Source organism: Pseudomonas sp. VEM90, from assembly GCF_054611535.1.
Genome location: NZ_JBTRAR010000013.1, coordinates 78,605 through 94,058 on the forward strand (window position 1 = coordinate 78,605; position 15,454 = coordinate 94,058).

At 62.5% G+C, this 15,454-nt stretch carries 13 protein-coding genes; 2 read left to right on the forward strand and 11 right to left on the reverse strand.

Annotated elements, in window-relative coordinates; all coding sequences use genetic code 11:
* Window positions 1-54: 54 nt before the first annotated feature.
* The 11 genes from ACYCCG_RS14330 to hisN form a co-directional block, all read right to left on the reverse strand.
* A complete protein-coding gene (locus tag ACYCCG_RS14330; protein ID WP_209966183.1) occupies window positions 55-1,305 on the reverse strand; it encodes an OprD family porin in 1,251 nt (416 codons plus the stop codon).
* 54 nt (window positions 1,306-1,359) lie between these two features.
* On the reverse strand, window positions 1,360-2,559 hold the full coding sequence (locus ACYCCG_RS14335) for a benzoate/H(+) symporter BenE family transporter (RefSeq protein WP_339443226.1): 1,200 nt from the start codon (window positions 2,557-2,559) through the stop codon (window positions 1,360-1,362).
* A gap of 146 nt (window positions 2,560-2,705) precedes the next feature.
* Complete coding sequence (catA, locus tag ACYCCG_RS14340; protein WP_459670876.1) at window positions 2,706-3,620, reverse strand: catechol 1,2-dioxygenase; 915 nt, start codon at window positions 3,618-3,620, stop codon at window positions 2,706-2,708.
* 29 nt (window positions 3,621-3,649) lie between these two features.
* A complete protein-coding gene (locus tag ACYCCG_RS14345; protein ID WP_209966189.1) occupies window positions 3,650-4,978 on the reverse strand; it encodes an MFS transporter in 1,329 nt (442 codons plus the stop codon).
* A 57-nt stretch (window positions 4,979-5,035) separates the two neighbouring features.
* Window positions 5,036-5,797, reverse strand: coding sequence for a 1,6-dihydroxycyclohexa-2,4-diene-1-carboxylate dehydrogenase (locus ACYCCG_RS14350; protein WP_209966191.1), 762 nt, complete (start codon window positions 5,795-5,797; stop codon window positions 5,036-5,038).
* Between the two features lie 193 nt (window positions 5,798-5,990).
* Window positions 5,991-7,001 carry a benzoate 1,2-dioxygenase electron transfer component BenC gene (gene benC / locus ACYCCG_RS14355; RefSeq protein ID WP_209966193.1) on the reverse strand — a complete coding sequence of 337 codons (1,011 nt, stop codon included), beginning with the start codon at window positions 6,999-7,001 and terminating at the stop codon, window positions 5,991-5,993.
* A 72-nt stretch (window positions 7,002-7,073) separates the two neighbouring features.
* Window positions 7,074-7,559 carry a benzoate 1,2-dioxygenase small subunit gene (gene benB, locus ACYCCG_RS14360; protein WP_209966195.1) on the reverse strand — a complete coding sequence of 162 codons (486 nt, stop codon included), beginning with the start codon at window positions 7,557-7,559 and terminating at the stop codon, window positions 7,074-7,076.
* Window positions 7,556-8,914 carry a benzoate 1,2-dioxygenase large subunit gene (gene benA, locus ACYCCG_RS14365; protein WP_209966197.1) on the reverse strand — a complete coding sequence of 453 codons (1,359 nt, stop codon included), beginning with the start codon at window positions 8,912-8,914 and terminating at the stop codon, window positions 7,556-7,558. Before benA ends, benB begins: the two co-directional genes overlap by 4 nt.
* A gap of 159 nt (window positions 8,915-9,073) precedes the next feature.
* Window positions 9,074-10,030 (reverse strand): helix-turn-helix transcriptional regulator, encoded by a 957-nt coding sequence (locus ACYCCG_RS14370; protein ID WP_209966199.1) that lies wholly within the window; start codon window positions 10,028-10,030, stop codon window positions 9,074-9,076.
* 299 nt (window positions 10,031-10,329) lie between these two features.
* Window positions 10,330-11,061: a hypothetical protein gene (locus tag ACYCCG_RS14375; RefSeq protein WP_176684273.1), complete on the reverse strand. Its 732-nt coding sequence runs from the start codon at window positions 11,059-11,061 to the stop codon at window positions 10,330-10,332.
* A 186-nt stretch (window positions 11,062-11,247) separates the two neighbouring features.
* The gene (hisN, locus tag ACYCCG_RS14380; RefSeq protein ID WP_176684274.1) at window positions 11,248-12,039 is read right to left on the reverse strand and encodes a histidinol-phosphatase; all 792 of its coding nucleotides are present in this window, start codon (window positions 12,037-12,039) and stop codon (window positions 11,248-11,250) included.
* A 125-nt stretch (window positions 12,040-12,164) separates the two neighbouring features.
* Between hisN and ACYCCG_RS14385 the strand changes: the two genes are divergently transcribed.
* Both ACYCCG_RS14385 and ACYCCG_RS14390 read left to right on the forward strand, forming a co-directional pair.
* Entirely contained in the window at window positions 12,165-13,055 is an 891-nt protein-coding gene (locus ACYCCG_RS14385; RefSeq protein WP_176684275.1) for a universal stress protein, read from the forward strand.
* A 265-nt stretch (window positions 13,056-13,320) separates the two neighbouring features.
* Complete coding sequence (locus tag ACYCCG_RS14390) at window positions 13,321-15,441, forward strand: TonB-dependent siderophore receptor (RefSeq protein ID WP_209966201.1); 2,121 nt, start codon at window positions 13,321-13,323, stop codon at window positions 15,439-15,441.
* Window positions 15,442-15,454: the final 13 nt, after the last annotated feature.

A 15,454-nucleotide genomic window follows, 5' to 3' on the forward strand; every position in this document is an offset into this window, starting at 1 on the left:
TCGTTTCCGCAAGCTACCCTCATACACCCCTGATGCGCAATTCTACTGAATGGCTTAGAACAGCTGCCAGGTGTACACCAGCGTCAGGCGGTTCTCGTCGATATCACTGCGGTAGTTGGAGCGCGCCATGGCGTTCCTCACCCGTATCCCCAAGCCTTTCAGCGCCCCGCTCTGCACCGCATAGCCGATATCCAGATCACGCTCGCGATCACGCCCTTCGTAACCCAGCCCGGTATCGACATTGTTACCGGTTATGTAGCGCACGGTCGCTGTCAGGCCCGGCACGCCCATGGCGGCGAAGTTGTAGTCGTAACGCACCTGGTACGAGCGTTCGTCCGTGTAGGCAAACTCATAGGTCGGCACCTCGTTGCCCAGCGGCGAGATGTTGGCGAATACCCGTGGAAACGGGCTATCGCCATAAATACCCTGGTAGCCGGCATGAAAGCTGTGCCCGCCATGCCGGGCGGTGAACATCGAGAAGAACGCCTGGTTGTCGATATTGCCCAGCAGCGCACCACCGTCTTCACGCGCGGAGAAATAACCCAGGTTGGCGCTGAGTACCCAGTCCCCGACCGGTTTGCTGTGTTTCAGGCCAACAAAGCCCTGTTGGTAGATGTCCTCCAGCTGACCGTACCAAAGGCTGACGCTGCTCTGGTTGGCATTGAACGCATAGTCCCCACCCACATAGTTGAACGCGTCGCTTTCGGCCTGCCGCATCGGCACATGGCCGAGCATCGCGTTCATCTTGCCGTCGCCGCCTTCGTTGCGCAGATGGGTGCTTTTCAAGTGCCCGGCCTGCATGGTCAGCCCGTCGATTTCCGACGAACTCAGACTCACGCCCTGATAGGTGGGTGGCAACAGGCGAATATCACTGAAGGTCAGCACCGGCAGGTTCGGTTGCAGTTCACCTGCACGCAGTTCGGTTTTCGATAGCCGGGCCTTGAAGGTAGGCGCCAGACGGCTGTACTCATCGGCAGCGCGGCCGTCGCCATGCACCGGCAACAGGCCGGTGTTGGTACGGTCTGGACTGCTGTCCAGCTTGATCCCCAGCAAGCCCAGGGCGTCTACGCCAAAGCCGACCGGGCCCGGGGTGTAGCCACTTTTGAAGTCGAGGATGAAACCCTGGGCCCACTCCTCGGCCTTGGACTGTTTGTTGGCCCCCACAATGTCGGAAAAATCGCGGCTGAAGTAGTAGTTACGGGCACTCAGGCTGGCCTTCGAATCCTCGAAGAAGCCGCCTTCGGCAGCCAGCAGTGGCTGGCTGAGCAATGTCAGGCCCAGGGCAACGCAAGGGGTGTGGTTCATTTCGAAGCTCTCTTGATCTTGTTTTTATGGGTAAAGCGTTGGAAACACGACAGTTCATGGTGTACGGCGCAGCACCTCCCGGGCACTTGGTTGGCGCAGCCTCAGCAGCGCGTGGGCCAGCAGACCGAACAGCAGCCCCCAGAACGCTGCCGACAGGCCCAGGAAAGCCACCCCCGAAGCGGTGACCAGGAAGGTGAACAGCCCGGCATCGCGCTCGGCCGGCTCTGCCAGGCTGCGGACCAAGGCTTCGCTGATGGCGCCATACAGGGCCAAACCGGCCAGGCCAGCGATCAGTACGGCGGGAAAGGCGGCGAACAGCGACATCAAGGTGGCCCCGGCAATGCCCAGTAGCAGGTACAACGCACTGCCAGCCACCGCTGCCACATAACGCCGTTGCGGGTTTTCATGGGCCTCATGGCCGGTGCACAGGCTGGCGGTAACCGCCGCCAGGTTCAGCCCGTGGCAACCGAACGGCGCCAGTAGCGCACCGACCAGGGCACTGGCGCTGATCAGCGGGCTGGCCGGCGTGGGATAGCCAGCGTTGCGCAGTACCGCCATACCCGGCATGAATTGCCCGGTCAGCGCCACCAGCACCATCGGCAGCGCCAGGCTGAATACCGCCGACAGGCTGAACTGGGGGGTGACCCACTGAGGTGAGGCCAATTCCAGCACCAGTGCCTCGCTGCGCAACGTACCGCTGACCACGGTCACCAGCATGCCTACGCCCAGCACCGCAGCCACGGCATAGCGCGGCTGCACCCGGCGCATCAGCACATAGGTGACGAACATCGCCAGTACCAGCAGCGGTTGCACCGGCAAGGCGCGGAACACCTCGATGCCAAAGCTGAACAGGATCCCGGCCTGCATGCCGGCAGCGATAGAGCCCGGCAGGCGCGCGATGATGCGGTCGAAGGCCCCGCTGATGCCGATCAGCAGCAGGACCAGGTTGGCCACCAGGTAGGCACCCACGGCCTGCTCCAGGCCCAGTTGCGGCAAGGCAGTGACCAACAGCGCCGACCCCGGGATCGACCAGGCGATCACTACCGGCACGCGGTAGCGCAGGCTGAGCAGCGCACCGAGCACCGCACTGCCCATGGACACGGCCCAGACCCAGGACGACAACTGCTGGTGCGACAGGCCGGCCGCTTCGGCGGCGTGGAAAATGATCACCAACGGGCCGGCGTAGGAGATCGTCGTGGCAATGCAGCCGGCGACAATGGCCGACACAGAACAGTCCTTGATCAGCGTTTTCATGAAGCGTCTCGCAAGGCAGCGGCCGGCCTTTGTGGCGGGCTCTTGTTTGGGGGTTGTCTGCTTCGCGGGCATGCCCGCTCCAACAACGACTGCACAGGCTTCACCTGTGGGAGCGGGCATGCCCGCGAAACAGCCCACGCGGTGGATCAGGCCTCCTGCAAAGCCCGCGGCCGCCCGCTGCGCTGCTCATCGGTACCGCCCTGGGCCTGCTGCAACTGGAAGTCGAACTTCAACTCGGCATGCCGACCATCCGGCCCTTCGACGAACACCACCTCCCCGACCAGCCCATCCCGTGTGGCATAGGCAAAGTCATCCCACAGGTACTTGTCCCCCGACAGGTTTATCTGCGTGGTCAGGTGCCGGTACCCTGGCGCCGAGATGAAGAAGTGCACGTGCGCCGGGCGCTGGCCATGACGGCCCAGCAGGTCCAGGCATTCCTGGGTTGGCCCCTGCGGGTCGCAGCCATAGCCCGATGGCACGATGGAGCGCGCGCGGTACCGCCCCTGGGCATCGGTAACGATGCGCCGACGCAGGTTGTACGCCGACTGGCTTTGGTCGAAGAACGAATAGGTACCACGGGTATTGGCATGCCACAGGTCGACCGTGGCACCCGGCAGCGGGTGTCCGTGCGGGTCCAGCACCTGGCCTTCCAGGAACATCACCGTGGCGACGCCCTCCTCGCTGCCGTCGTCCATGCGCACTTCACCTTGGGCAATCGGTGCGCCAGCCACGTACAACGGGCCTTCGATGGTGCGTGGGGTACCGCCAACGCGTCCTGCCGCCTGGTCCTTGGCATCCTGCAGCAGGTCGAGGAAGTGCTCGATGCCCAGCCCCGCCACCAGCAGCCCGGCTTCGCCGCGACCGCCCAGGCGGTTGAGGTAATCGACGGCGTGCCAGAACTCGTCTTCGCTGATGTCCAGGTCTTCGATCAGCCGCGCGGTATCCTGTAGCAGGCGCTGCACAATGCGTTTGAGGCGTGGGTTGCCGGCCGCATTACCAAAACCTGCAGCCTCCTCGAAGAACTGCTGTACCTCGGCAGTATGGGAAATGTTCACCGTCATGGGGGTTACCTCGTCTTGTTCTGTTCGGTTCAGGCCTGCGCGGCAAGGGTCTGGGCGTGGCGCCGACCACTGGCCAGGTGCACGGCCATGGCCAGCGCGGCGATAGCGCCAGGAATGGCGAAGGCGATGAAATTGAGTTGAAGTGGCAGGTTGATGCCCATCAGCGCACCACCCAGCAACGGGCCGACGATGGCGCCATTACGGCCGATGCCCGAGGCCCAGCCCAGGCCGGTAGAGCGCACCGACAGGCCGTACATCTGGGCAGCGCCGGCATACAGCAGAATCTGCGTACCAATGCTGGTGGCGCCGGCGATGAAGATCAGCAGGTACAGCACCGGCATCGGGCTGTTCAACCCCAGCAGGCTGATCGACAGTGCCGCGGCAATGAAGAACGCCACCTTCACCTTGACCAGGTTGTAGCGATCACCCAGCCAGCCACCGAGGATCGCCCCGGCCATGCCGCCAAAGTTCAGTGCCAGCAGGAACGACAGGCTTGAGCCCAGGCTGTAGCCGGCGTTGGCCATCAGTTTTGGCAGCCAGGAACTCAGTGCGTAGACCATCAGCAGGCAGCAGAAGAACGCAACCCATAGCGCCAAGGTGCGAATCGCCAGGCCATTGCGGAACAGTTCCAGCACCGAAGCGCCGCTGCCTTTGCGGTCGGTTGCCTGAAGCATGTCATCGGCCTGGACATCGCAGTCCGGGTCCAGCCGTTTGAGCAGCGTGCGTGCTTCCTCGACACGGCCTTGGCGCACCAGGAAGCCGATGGATTCAGGCAGGTAGTAGAGAATCACCGGTAACAGCAGCAGTGGCACCGCTGCGGCGAAGAACATCGACTCCCAGCCAAAACGCGGCAGCATGAAGATGCCGACACCTGCCGACAGCATGCCGCCCAGCGAATAGCCACTGAACATGATCGCCACCAGCGTGCTGCGCAGGCGCTTGGGCGCGTATTCGTTCATCAGTGCCACGGCGTTGGGCATCAGGCCGCCACAGCCCAGGCCGGCGATGAAGCGGTAGATGCCAAACTCGCTCGGGCTGCTGGCGAAGCCATTGAGGATGGTCGCCCCCGAGAACAAGGCAAAACAGATGGCAATGCCCTTCTTGCGCCCGATGCGGTCGGCCAGGCTGCCGAAGACCAGGGCGCCGAACATCATGCCGAACAGCGCATAGCTGCCCAACGCGCCGGCCTGCAACGGGGTCAGGCCCCACTCTTTCATGATGACCGGCAGTACCACACCGTAGATGAACAGGTCATAGCCGTCGAAAATCAGCAGCAGGCCGCACCAGGCCATGACCATCCAGTGAAACGAGGTAAAGCGCGCATTGTCGATGATCGGGTGTACGTCAAGGGTTCGCATGGCATCTGTCGCTCTTGTTTTTGTTGTGGAAGAAAGCTTTTGCCTTGAGGTTGCAGTTCAGCCGAGGTCGCCGCCCCCTACCGGGAGGGTCACGCCGGTGATGTACGAGGCTTCGTCGGAAGCGAGGAACAGAATGGCCCCCACCTGCTCGTCGATGCTGCCGTAACGGTGCATCAGGCTGCTGCCCAGGGTCTGGTCGACGATCTGCTGGTACCAGCGCTTTTCCTGCTCGGTTTGCTCGGCACTGTTGCGCGGTACCCGCCGGGGCGGCGCTTCAGTGCCGCCTGGCGCAGTGGCGTTGACGCGGATGCCCCGGCCGGCGGTTTCGAAGGCCAGGCAGGCAGTGAGCGCGTTGACGCCGCCTTTGGCCGCGCCATAGGGCACACGGTTGACGCCACGGGTGGCGATGGAAGAAACGTTGACGATGACGCCGCTGCCACGTTCAAGCATGTAAGGCAGCGCGGCATGGCAGCACCACAGTGTCGGGAACAGCGAACGGCGCACTTCGGCCTCGATCTGCTCGACTTCGTAGTGCTCGAAAGGCTTGGCCCAGATGGTGCCGCCGACGTTGTTGACCAAGATGTCGAGGCGGCCGAAGGTTTCCACCGCACTGGCCATGACCCGGGTGCAATCGGTGTGTTGCTCCAGGTCGGCGGTGAGGGTAAGCATGCCTTCGCCCGCCAGCTCGTGGACCAGCTCGGAACGGTCTACCGCGACCACGTGTGCGCCTTCGGCCTTGAGCCGCCAGCACACGCCCCGGCCGATGCCTTGGGCGGCACCGGTGACCAGGGCGACCTTGCCTTGGAATCTGTTGTTCATATGCAAATCTCCAGTTCGCGAGAGACCCTGTGGCTGCAACTGTCTTGCTCAAAGCCTGAAAGGCTGCGCGATCACTGTGGGAGCGGGCTTGCCCGCGAACACGGGCGAAGCCCGTGCCATCCACCGCGCAACCTGCTTCGCGGGCTCGCCCGCTCCCACAGGGTCGGCGTATTGCTTTGAATCAGAGGGGCTGTCAGGCCGCAGCCGCAAACTTCTCGTAGTAGAAGTTGGCCGGGGTAATGCCTTGTTCGCGCACGTACTGGCTGACCGCTTCCACCATGGGTGGCGGCCCGCACAGGTATACGTCCACATTGCCGTCATTGAGGTGGCGTGGCTCGATGTGCTGGGTGACATAGCCCTTCTGCGGGTACTGGCTGTCCGGGTTGGCGACGCAGGCGCTGTAGGTGAAGTTGGGGATGCGTGCCGCCAACGCTTGCAGGCGGTCGAGTTCGACCAGGTCGAAGTCGTTGGTCACGCCATAGATCAGGTGCAGCGGGTGTTCACTGCCTTGCTCGGCGATCTTCTCCAGCATCGCGGTGAACGGTGCCAGCCCGGTACCACCCGCGAGCAGCAACAGCGGGCGCTGGATCGGCCGCAGGTAGAAGCTGCCCAACGGCCCGGCCAGGCTCAGGCTGTCGCCGGCTTTGGCAAGGTTGGTCAGGAAGCTGCTCATCAGCCCACCCGGTACGTTGCGGATCAGGAAGCTGACTTCACCGTCCTTCTGCAGCGAGCTGAACGAGTAGGCCCGGCTCTGCTCGCTGCCTGGCACCTTGAGGTTGACGTACTGCCCCGGCAGGAAGGCCAGACGGCTCAGGGCCTCACCCTTGATCGACAGGGCAATGGTGCTGACCGAGAGTTGGCGCACATCGCTGATGGCGGCCTCGAAAGTGGCCTGCTCGGTCTTGCACAGCTGCGACGAAGCCGGGATGCGGATGACGCAGTCGCTTTCGGCGCGCATCTGGCACGTCAGCACGTAGCCTTCGGCGATTTCATCTTCGCTCAAGGCGTCTTCGATGAAGTTGTCGCCAAGGTCATAACGACCGGACTCAGCCTTGCACTTGCAGGTACCGCAAGCACCGTCGCGGCAGTCCAGAGGGATGTTCATACCCTGGCGGTAAGCGGCGTCGGCCACGGTTTCCTGACCGGTGGCTTCAATGAAACGGGTAACCCCGTCTTCGAAATTCAGTGCGATCTGGTAGCTCATGTTGCACCTCGCGGGCGAGCCAGGCCACGGCGCGTCACAAGACGCACCGGGCAATGCTCGCAATACCCTGTATCAGATGTGGTAGATGTCGATGACCTGGCGGACGTAGTCGTTTTTCAGCACCACCTTCTTGGCCTTGATCAGCGGCTGCTCGCCGCGCAGGTCGAGGGTGTAGAAGCTGGTGCCGAAGTAACTGTCGGTGGTCTTGTAGCGGAAGCTCAGGGTGTGCCAGTTGAAGCGCACCTGGCAGTTGCCCTCGCCCTGCTCGACGATCTCGATGTTGCTGATGTTGTGCGAAGTGCGGGTGTCGGGCACGGTCGCACTGGAGCGCTCAGTCTTGATGCGGAACACGCGGTCTTCCAGGCCGCCACGGTTGCCGTACCAGATCAGCGAGATTTCGCTTTGTGGGTCTTCGGTGAGGGTATCGTCATCGTCCCAGCTCGGCATCCAGAAGCTGGCATCGCTGGCGTACAGTTCCAGCCACTGGTCCCACTGGGCATCGTCCAGATAGCGCGCTTCGCGGTAGAGAAAGTCGCGCACGGTTTCATACAGGCTCATTGCACGGCCTCCACGGGGATCAGCTGCTGTTCGTCCTTGAGGGCCTGAATCATGGTGTCTTGCCAGTACTTGTGCTGCAGCACGAACAGGCCTTCGTCTTCGGTACGCACGCCAGACAGCAGGGGTTCGAGCTCAATCTCCCTGGCCGCCTCATCGGCGCCTTCGACCCAGTGTTTCGCGCCGCGAGACATGTCGTTCCAGCCCGTGCCGCCACCATAGCCGGTCTGGCACGAGCGGAATTCTTCCAGGTCGTCCGGGGTGGCCATGCCGCTGACGTTGAAGAAGTCTTCGTACTGGCGGATACGCTTGGCGCGAGCATCGGCGCTCTCGCCTTTCGGCGCGATGCAGTAGATGGTGATTTCGGTCTTGTTCACCGAAATCGGCCGGGCGACGCGGATCTGCGAGCTGAACTGGTCCATCAGGTACACGTTGGGATACAGGCACAGGTTGCGCGAATTTTCGATCATCCAGTCGGCGCGCGCCTGGCCGAAATCGGCCGCCAGCTGCTCGCGGCGCTCGTAGGCCGGGCGGTCTTCGGGGTTGGCCCAGCGCGTCCACAGCAGCAGGTGGCCGTGGTCGAAGGAATAGAAACCGCCGCCCTGTTTGGCCCAGGCACCAGCGCTCATGGTCTTGATCTCGTCACCCGCCTCGCGCTGCTTGCGCTGGTTCTGGGTGGCAGCGTAGTTCCAGTGCACGGAGCTTACGTGGTAGCCGTCAGCACCGTTTTCGGCGGTGAGCTTCCAGTTGCCTTCGTAGATGTACGAGCTGGCACCGCGCAGCACTTCCAGGCCTTCAGGCGACTGATCGACGATCATGTCGATGATCTTCGCCGACTCGCCCAAGTGCTCGACCAGCGGCTTCACATCGGCGTTCAGGCTGCCGAACAAGAAGCCCCGGTACGACTCGAAGCGTGCCACCTTGGTCAGGTCGTGGGAGCCGTCGCAGTTGAAGCTGTCGGGGTAGCCGGCGTTGCTGGGGTCTTTCACCTTCAGCAGTTTGCCGCTGTTGTTGAACGTCCAGCCGTGGAACGGGCAGGTATAGCTGGAACGGTTGCCGCGCTTGTGCCGGCACAGCATGGCACCGCGGTGGCTGCAGGCGTTGAGGAAGGCATTGAGCTCACCGTCCTTGTTGCGCGCGATGAAAATCGGCTGGCGCCCCATGGTCAGGGTGAGGAAGTCATTCTTCTCGGGGATCTGGCTTTCGTGGGCCAGGTAGATCCAGTTGCCCTCGAAGATGTGCTTCATCTCCAGGTCGAACAGGCGTGGGTCGGTGAACATCTCCCGCTTGCAGCGGTAGATGCCCTTTTCACGGTCGTCCTCGAGCATGGCATCGAGGTAGTCGAATCCCAGGGACATGGCCAGGGTCTCCCTTGTTATTGTTTAGACCTGGTCAGGTTAGAGGCTGGGATTGGGTCGCAATATCCGGTTTGTGCGGGGTGCTATCCGTTTTGTGCAGGTTGAGGTAACAGGTTCAAGCGTCTCTTCGCGGGCGTACCCGCGAGAGACCGGTAGGGTTCAACGCCGGTTGCGCAAGGTTTCGGACGGCAATTCGCCAAACTGCTGTCGATACACCTCGGAAAAACGCCCGAGGTGCAGAAAACCATAATCCATGGCCAGTTCGGTCACGCTGCGTACCGAGCAACTGACATCGCCCAGGCAGGCACGCACCTGTTCCAGCTTGCGTTGTCGCACGTACTGCTTGGGTGTGGTCTGCAGGTGCCGGTCGAACAGCGCATACAACGAGCGCAGGCTCATGCATGCCTGCTCCGCCAGCGTCTCCGCTGTCAGCTCGGACTTAAGGTTGCGGTCGATGTAGTCGATGATCCGCTCCAGGCTTGCACCCGCTGAGCTGAGGCTCTCACGGCGAATATTGGTGCTCATCAGGGTCAGCAGCTTGCTGGCGACAATCTGGCTGTAATGGCCCTGCACCCTGGGCAGTGAATCGCCCACTTCCGCCTCATGGCAAACCATGGCCAGCAGGTTCACGAAGCCATCCAGCTCATCCAGCCGGTAATGATTGCGCAAGAACCGCACGCCCCCATCAGGCCGCTGCCAGCGCTGTTCATCGCAGATCGAGTCCAGCAGCCGGGTTGGCACCTTGAGGATGAACTTCTCGCAGTCTTCCGAATAGGTGAGGTCAACCGGGTCGTCCGGGTTAATCAGCAGCAGCTCGCCCGGTACCAGGTGCTGCTCGCGCTTGTGCCCGCGCCACAGGCAGTTGCCATTGAGCAAGACTTGCAGGTGGTAGATGGTTTCCAGCGCGGGCGACGTCACGCGAACACTGCCGCCATAGCTGATACGGCACAGGTCGAGCTCGGCGAACTTGCGATGGCTGAGGCTGGCCTGGGGGTGGGTGGTGCGGGACAGACCGATGCAATGCTGGCCTACATGCTGGTTCACATAATCGGACACAGCGTAAGGGTCGGCGTGGTGAAACACGCTACTGCGCTCGCTCAGCAGGCGGCTTTCCATAGGCAAGGCACTCGGTATCGTTATTGTTCTGGTCGCCGCGCCCTACCGCCTTGTCGGCTGTGGTTGCGGTCATCACGGTCATTCTATCGGGCTGGCAGCGCGTCGCAGGGGCAGGCGACAGCCGGCGGATAGGGGACACTACAGCAAAAAGGCGGGGGTTGGGCAATGCAACGATGGGATTGGCTGGGCGGATAGCGGACAGGTCCGGCGTCATGTGTGTTCGTTTATCGAACAGTATCTTTCAGCACTCACGTGGCCTGCACATGGCGCCGGATCAGCACTCCTGCAACGACCGTCATTCACTGCACCGGCAGGAAGTTCATCAGCAACAGGCTCTGCGCGTAATTCAAGCCTATGCGCCGATAACGCTCATCCAGCAACTCGGCCAGCAAGTCCAGCCGCGCGACGATCTTGCCGAACTCCACGGCAAAACTCAGGTTGGTGCCCTCCTCCGAGATCTCGTTCGAGAACAGCAGCAACACCCCATTGGCATCTTGCCGCTGGCTGAGCATCCATGTTGCCTTCTCGATATTGCGCGCGGCGTTGTTGACGAACAGCGGGTCGATGGTATCGGTCATGTAGAACTCGGTACGCCCACCATGCGCGGTGATCAGCATGCTGCCAATGGCGTAGATGAAGGCTCCGACGCGGTCCCCGCGAAACTCGGGGCTCAGGGCGTAGCTCAAGGCTGCAAGGTCACGGCGGTTGCCCAGTTGCGGCAGCGGCCGGCGCTGTTCGATGGCGATGCGGATCTGTCGCTCGGCGGTGGCGGCGTCAAGGTAGCCAGACACTTTCCACTGGCTGGGGTTGCGCAGGTACAGCTTGTTCATCAGCAGGTACAGGCTTTGCAGGTTGTCGCGCATCGACAGCGTGGCCAGGCGGTCGACGCTGGTCTGGAACAGCTCGCTGGGTTTGCCGTTGCCGAGCTGGTTGACCATGTCACGGCCCTGCTGCTGCGTGCAGGCGCACAGGCATGCCAGGGCACCTGTCAGTAGCAGGCGGGGGAGGAAATTCGGGTAGCTTGCAACCATCGGTACCGGGTCGATATTCGGCGGCTGCGCCGGGAGTCAGCGCGGCCTGGCCAAGCATAGAGCCCGAAAATGGGAAAAAGTGCGGTGGCTGGAGAGAATGGAAACCTGTGGCGGCCTCTTCGCGGGTGAACCCGCTCCCACAAGAAGGGACTCGCCCGCGAAGAGGCTAGGCGCGACGAACCCGGATCACATGGCGTGGCGCAACATCTCCACCACCTGCGCATGCAGCGCAGGGTCCCCACAGGCCACCACGCAGCCGCCATCCTGCGCCGAACTACCATCCCACGCCGTGATGACGCCACCCGCCCCTTCGATGATCGGCATCAGCGCCTGTACGTCATACGGCTGAAGGCTCGCTTCGACAATCACGTCGACAAAGCCCGAGGCCAGCATGCAGTAGGCATAGCAATCACCGCCATAACGCATCAACCGCGCCTTGCCGGCGACCGCTTCGAATGCTGCCTTGCGCTCGGCGGTGTCGAACATGTCCGGCGTGGTGCACATCAGCGTGGCGGCAGCCAGGTCGGTGCAGGCACGCGTCTTCAGCGGCGTGCCACTGCGCCAGGCGCCTGCCGGGGTACCCACAAAACGTTCGCCGGTGAACGGCTGGTTCATCACGCCCAGCACCGGGCGGGTGCCGTCATTCAGGGCAATCAGGGTGCCCCACAGTGGCAGGCCGGTAATGAACGCCCGGGTGCCGTCGATCGGGTCCAGCACCCAGGTCAACGGGCTGCTGCCCACTGCAACGCCGGCCTCTTCACCGAGAATGCCATGTTCGGGATACCGAGCCTGGATCAACTCACGCATGGCATCCTCGGCGGCCTTGTCGGCCACGGTCACCGGGTCGTACAGGCGCCCGCCCTTGTCCTCGACATCCAGGCTGGCGCGGAAGTACGGCGCGATCGCTGCAGCGGCAGCATCGGCCAATTGCTCGGCAAAGGCGCGATACTCAACGATCTGTTCAGCACTCAGGGACATGGGGCGGGCCTCGTGACAATGATGGGGCACGCATCATACCCGACACATCGCCCCGGTGTACGTTGCGGCAGTCTAGACTGAACATGACCAGATCACCGGGGGGCTGCCACACGTGGAGGTGTGCGATGAGCCAGTTCAAACGTCTGTTCGTCATGCTCGGCCCGCAAATGCGTCATACGCCTGCGCTGCAACGCGCTGCGGCGTTGGCGGAATCCAGCGGTGCCCTGCTGGATATCAATGTATTCGTCGACGACGTCGACACCTTTGGCTTGATGAGCGATGGCCGTGAGCGTGAACGGCTGCTCAGCGACAACCGCCAATGGCTGGCGGATGAGGCCGAACAGCTGAGCGATGCCGGCCTGGACGTGTCCACCGAGCTGTTGTTGACCCGCGACCCGCTGGGCAGCGTACTAGAGCGGGTCGAACGGCTGGGCTGCGATCTGCTGGTCAAGGACGTACAGCACGAACCCGTACTCAAACGCCTGCTGGTAACGCCGCTGGACTGGCAATTGCTCAAGGACAGCCCGGTCGCCGTGCATCTGGTCAGCGACATTCGCCTGCCCCTGCCACGGCAGATCGCTGCCGCGGTGGACCTGAACAGCCACGGCGCTGGCGAACACCTGGACGAGCAAGTCATCCACTGCGCCCATGACCTGGCCCTGCAGTGCAACGCCGAGCTGCACCTGCTGCATGTGTGCGATGCGGCCAAGACCCACATCGCCGACTTCGGTGCCGGTGCGGTCACCATGCCCGGCTTCGATGGCAGCGTGCGTACCGCGCAGCGGGCGGCGTTCAACCGCCTGGGCGACCATCACCAGATTCCGCTGGAGCGCCGGCACTTCCTCGAAGGGGCTGCGACCAGGGCAATTGCCCAGTTCGTCGGCCACAACCGGGTGGACGTGATAGTCATGGGCAGCCATCGGCATGACGCCATGCAGACATTCCTGGGCGGGACAACGGCGCATGTGCTGGAACACCCGCTGTGCAATGTGTTGGCGATCAAGGCGATTCGCTGAGCTTCATCAGACTGACCAGGGGCCAGGCTAGGACGACCTTGTACTGCGAAGAGGCAATTCCACCCACAGAGCAGCTTCTGACCTATCGGTCCCTTCGCAGCACAAGGTTGCTCCTGCAGGCACTACTGTGACCGTAACTTCTTCCCCCTTGGTTTCTGGTACACCAGTGCCACTCAAAACTAATGCATTTGATAATGATTCGTAGTATGTTCGCGGCATCTCCCGACCCAGCCCCTTAGCGCCCTATTCAAGGACCGTACCGTCGATGCGCCGCACGTTCGTTTCGCTTTGTGTGCTTCATGCTGTCTCCCCGCTGGCCTTTGCCGAGCCTGAACCGCTCAGCGACCCTAACCAGATCGAACTCCAGGCCCTGAGCATCACCAGTACTGCCGACAGCGAACGCGCCGACGGCCCGGTCGAAGGCTACAAGGCCACCCGCTCGGCCAGTGCCACCCGCACCGACACGGCGCTGCACGAAACCCCGCAATCGGTCAGCGTGGTACCCAAGGATGTGCTGGTAGACACGGGCGCCACGCGCCTGCAGGACGGCCTGGACTACGCCGGTGGTGTCGGCCGCGCCAACAACTTCGGCGGCCAGGGCCTGACAACCTTCACCGTGCGTGGCTTCACGACCGGCGAGTTCTATCGCAACGGCTTTCCGATCAACCGCGGCTACCCCAACGCCCCGGACGCCAACACCGTCGAGCGCCTGGAGGTCATCCGTGGCCCGGCCAGCAGCCTGTACGGCCGTGGCGACCCTGGCGGTACGTTCAACGTGGTCAGCAAGCAGCCGTTGCCTGAGTCCAAGGTCACCCTTGGCAGCCAGTTCGACGACCAAGGCATGCACCGTGCCACCCTCGATGCCACCGGGCCGCTGAGCCAGGACGGCTCGCTGGCCTACCGCCTGAACATACTGGGTGAAGGTGGCGACAGCTTCCGCGACGATGTCGAAAGCGAACGCTACGATGTCGCCCCGGTCATCAGCTGGCAGGTCAATGACGCCACGAAGATCACCTTCGAAGGCGATTTCATGCGCAACAACCACCCCCTCGATCGCGGCCTGACCCGCTACCCCACCCAGACCGGCAGCGCCTCGCGCGATACCTATATCTGGGAAAAAGGCAGCGACAACCTGCTGCATAACGACAACAACATGGCGCAGCTGCGTTTCGAGCACCTGCTCAATGACAACTGGACGCTGGCTGGCGGGTTCCAGTTCCTCGATGGCTCGCTCAAAGGCAACGCTGTCGAAGCCGACGGCGCACCGGCAGATGGACGCACGCTGCAGCGCAACTTCAACTACCGCAAGCTGGAGTGGACCGACCGCGACTGGCAGCTGAACCTGACCGGGCATTTTGACACCGGCAATTTCAGCCATACCTTGTTGACCGGGGTCGAATACGAGAACTACGACTACAACTCGATCATCCAGCGTTCCTCGGCAGCCTACCCGATCGACATCTACAACCCGGTACTGGGCCAGCCGCGCCCGGCACTGGACCGCACCACCACCTGGGACAAGGAAAACCTGCAGACGTGGGCGTTCTTCATTCAGGACCAGGTAGCGCTGACCGAGCGATTGAAGGCGCTGGCGAGTGTGCGCTTCGAGCGTTTCGAGCATGACTATGACAACAAGCTGAACAATGCCGGCGATTTCAGCAAGGGCGAAAACGGCGTTACACCCCGCCTTGGCTTGATCTACGACCTGACCGATACCCTGGCGGTCTACGCCAACACCGCACGTTCGTTCAAACCCAATACGGGCACGCCGGCCAGTGGCGGCGGTTTCGACCCAGAGAAAGGCAAGTCCTACGAGCTGGGTGTGAAATGGGAGTCACTCGACCGCCAGTTGAGTGTCGACGCAGCGATCTACCACATCGTCAAGGAGAACGTCCTGACGCGCGACCCGGTGAATACCAACTACAGCTTGGCCGCCGGGGAAGTGCGCAGCCGCGGGCTGGATATCAACATCGCCGGCAATATCACGCCTGAGTGGCGGGTAATCGGTGGCTACGCCTATGTCGACGCCGAAGTTACCAAGGACAACCGCCTGCCGACGGGTACGCGACTGGCCAACATCCCGCGCAACAGCTTCAGCCTGCTCAACACTTATGAGTTCCAGGACGGTTTTGCCAAAGGTTTGGGGCTAGGGCTTGGGTTGAAGTATGTGGATGACCGCAATGGCCAGACCGAGGCGGTCACCTACAACATGGACCAGTACACCGTGGTTGACCTGCTGACGTTCTACAAGGTCAACGAACACGTGCGGTTGAATCTGGACGTGAAGAACGTGTTCAACAAGGGGTATGACGAGGGGGCGTTCAACAGCTACGTATACCCCGGCGCACCGCGCACGGTGCAGGCCGGCGTTTCCTATACGTTCTGAATTGCCGGGGCCG

What these genes read in the sequence shown, in the direction of transcription:
- hisN (WP_176684274.1), bottom strand. Translation starts at nt 12,039, where the DNA reads ATGTCCCTGAGTGCTGAACAGATCGTTGAGTATCGCGCCTTTGCCGAG.
- benC (WP_209966193.1), bottom strand. Translation starts at nt 7,001, where the DNA reads ATGAGCTACCAGATCGCACTGAATTTCGAAGACGGGGTTACCCGTTTC.
- ACYCCG_RS14370 (WP_209966199.1), bottom strand. Translation starts at nt 10,030, where the DNA reads ATGGAAAGCCGCCTGCTGAGCGAGCGCAGTAGCGTGTTTCACCACGCC.
- benA (WP_209966197.1), bottom strand. Translation starts at nt 8,914, where the DNA reads ATGTCCCTGGGATTCGACTACCTCGATGCCATGCTCGAGGACGACCGT.
- ACYCCG_RS14335 (WP_339443226.1), bottom strand. Translation starts at nt 2,559, where the DNA reads ATGAAAACGCTGATCAAGGACTGTTCTGTGTCGGCCATTGTCGCCGGC.
- catA (WP_459670876.1), bottom strand. Translation starts at nt 3,620, where the DNA reads ATGACGGTGAACATTTCCCATACTGCCGAGGTACAGCAGTTCTTCGAG.
- ACYCCG_RS14345 (WP_209966189.1), bottom strand. Translation starts at nt 4,978, where the DNA reads ATGCGAACCCTTGACGTACACCCGATCATCGACAATGCGCGCTTTACC.
- ACYCCG_RS14390 (WP_209966201.1), top strand. Translation starts at nt 13,321, where the DNA reads ATGCGCCGCACGTTCGTTTCGCTTTGTGTGCTTCATGCTGTCTCCCCG.
- ACYCCG_RS14350 (WP_209966191.1), bottom strand. Translation starts at nt 5,797, where the DNA reads ATGAACAACAGATTCCAAGGCAAGGTCGCCCTGGTCACCGGTGCCGCC.
- ACYCCG_RS14385 (WP_176684275.1), top strand. Translation starts at nt 12,165, where the DNA reads ATGAGCCAGTTCAAACGTCTGTTCGTCATGCTCGGCCCGCAAATGCGT.
- benB (WP_209966195.1), bottom strand. Translation starts at nt 7,559, where the DNA reads ATGAGCCTGTATGAAACCGTGCGCGACTTTCTCTACCGCGAAGCGCGC.
- ACYCCG_RS14330 (WP_209966183.1), bottom strand. Translation starts at nt 1,305, where the DNA reads ATGAACCACACCCCTTGCGTTGCCCTGGGCCTGACATTGCTCAGCCAG.
- ACYCCG_RS14375 (WP_176684273.1), bottom strand. Translation starts at nt 11,061, where the DNA reads ATGGTTGCAAGCTACCCGAATTTCCTCCCCCGCCTGCTACTGACAGGT.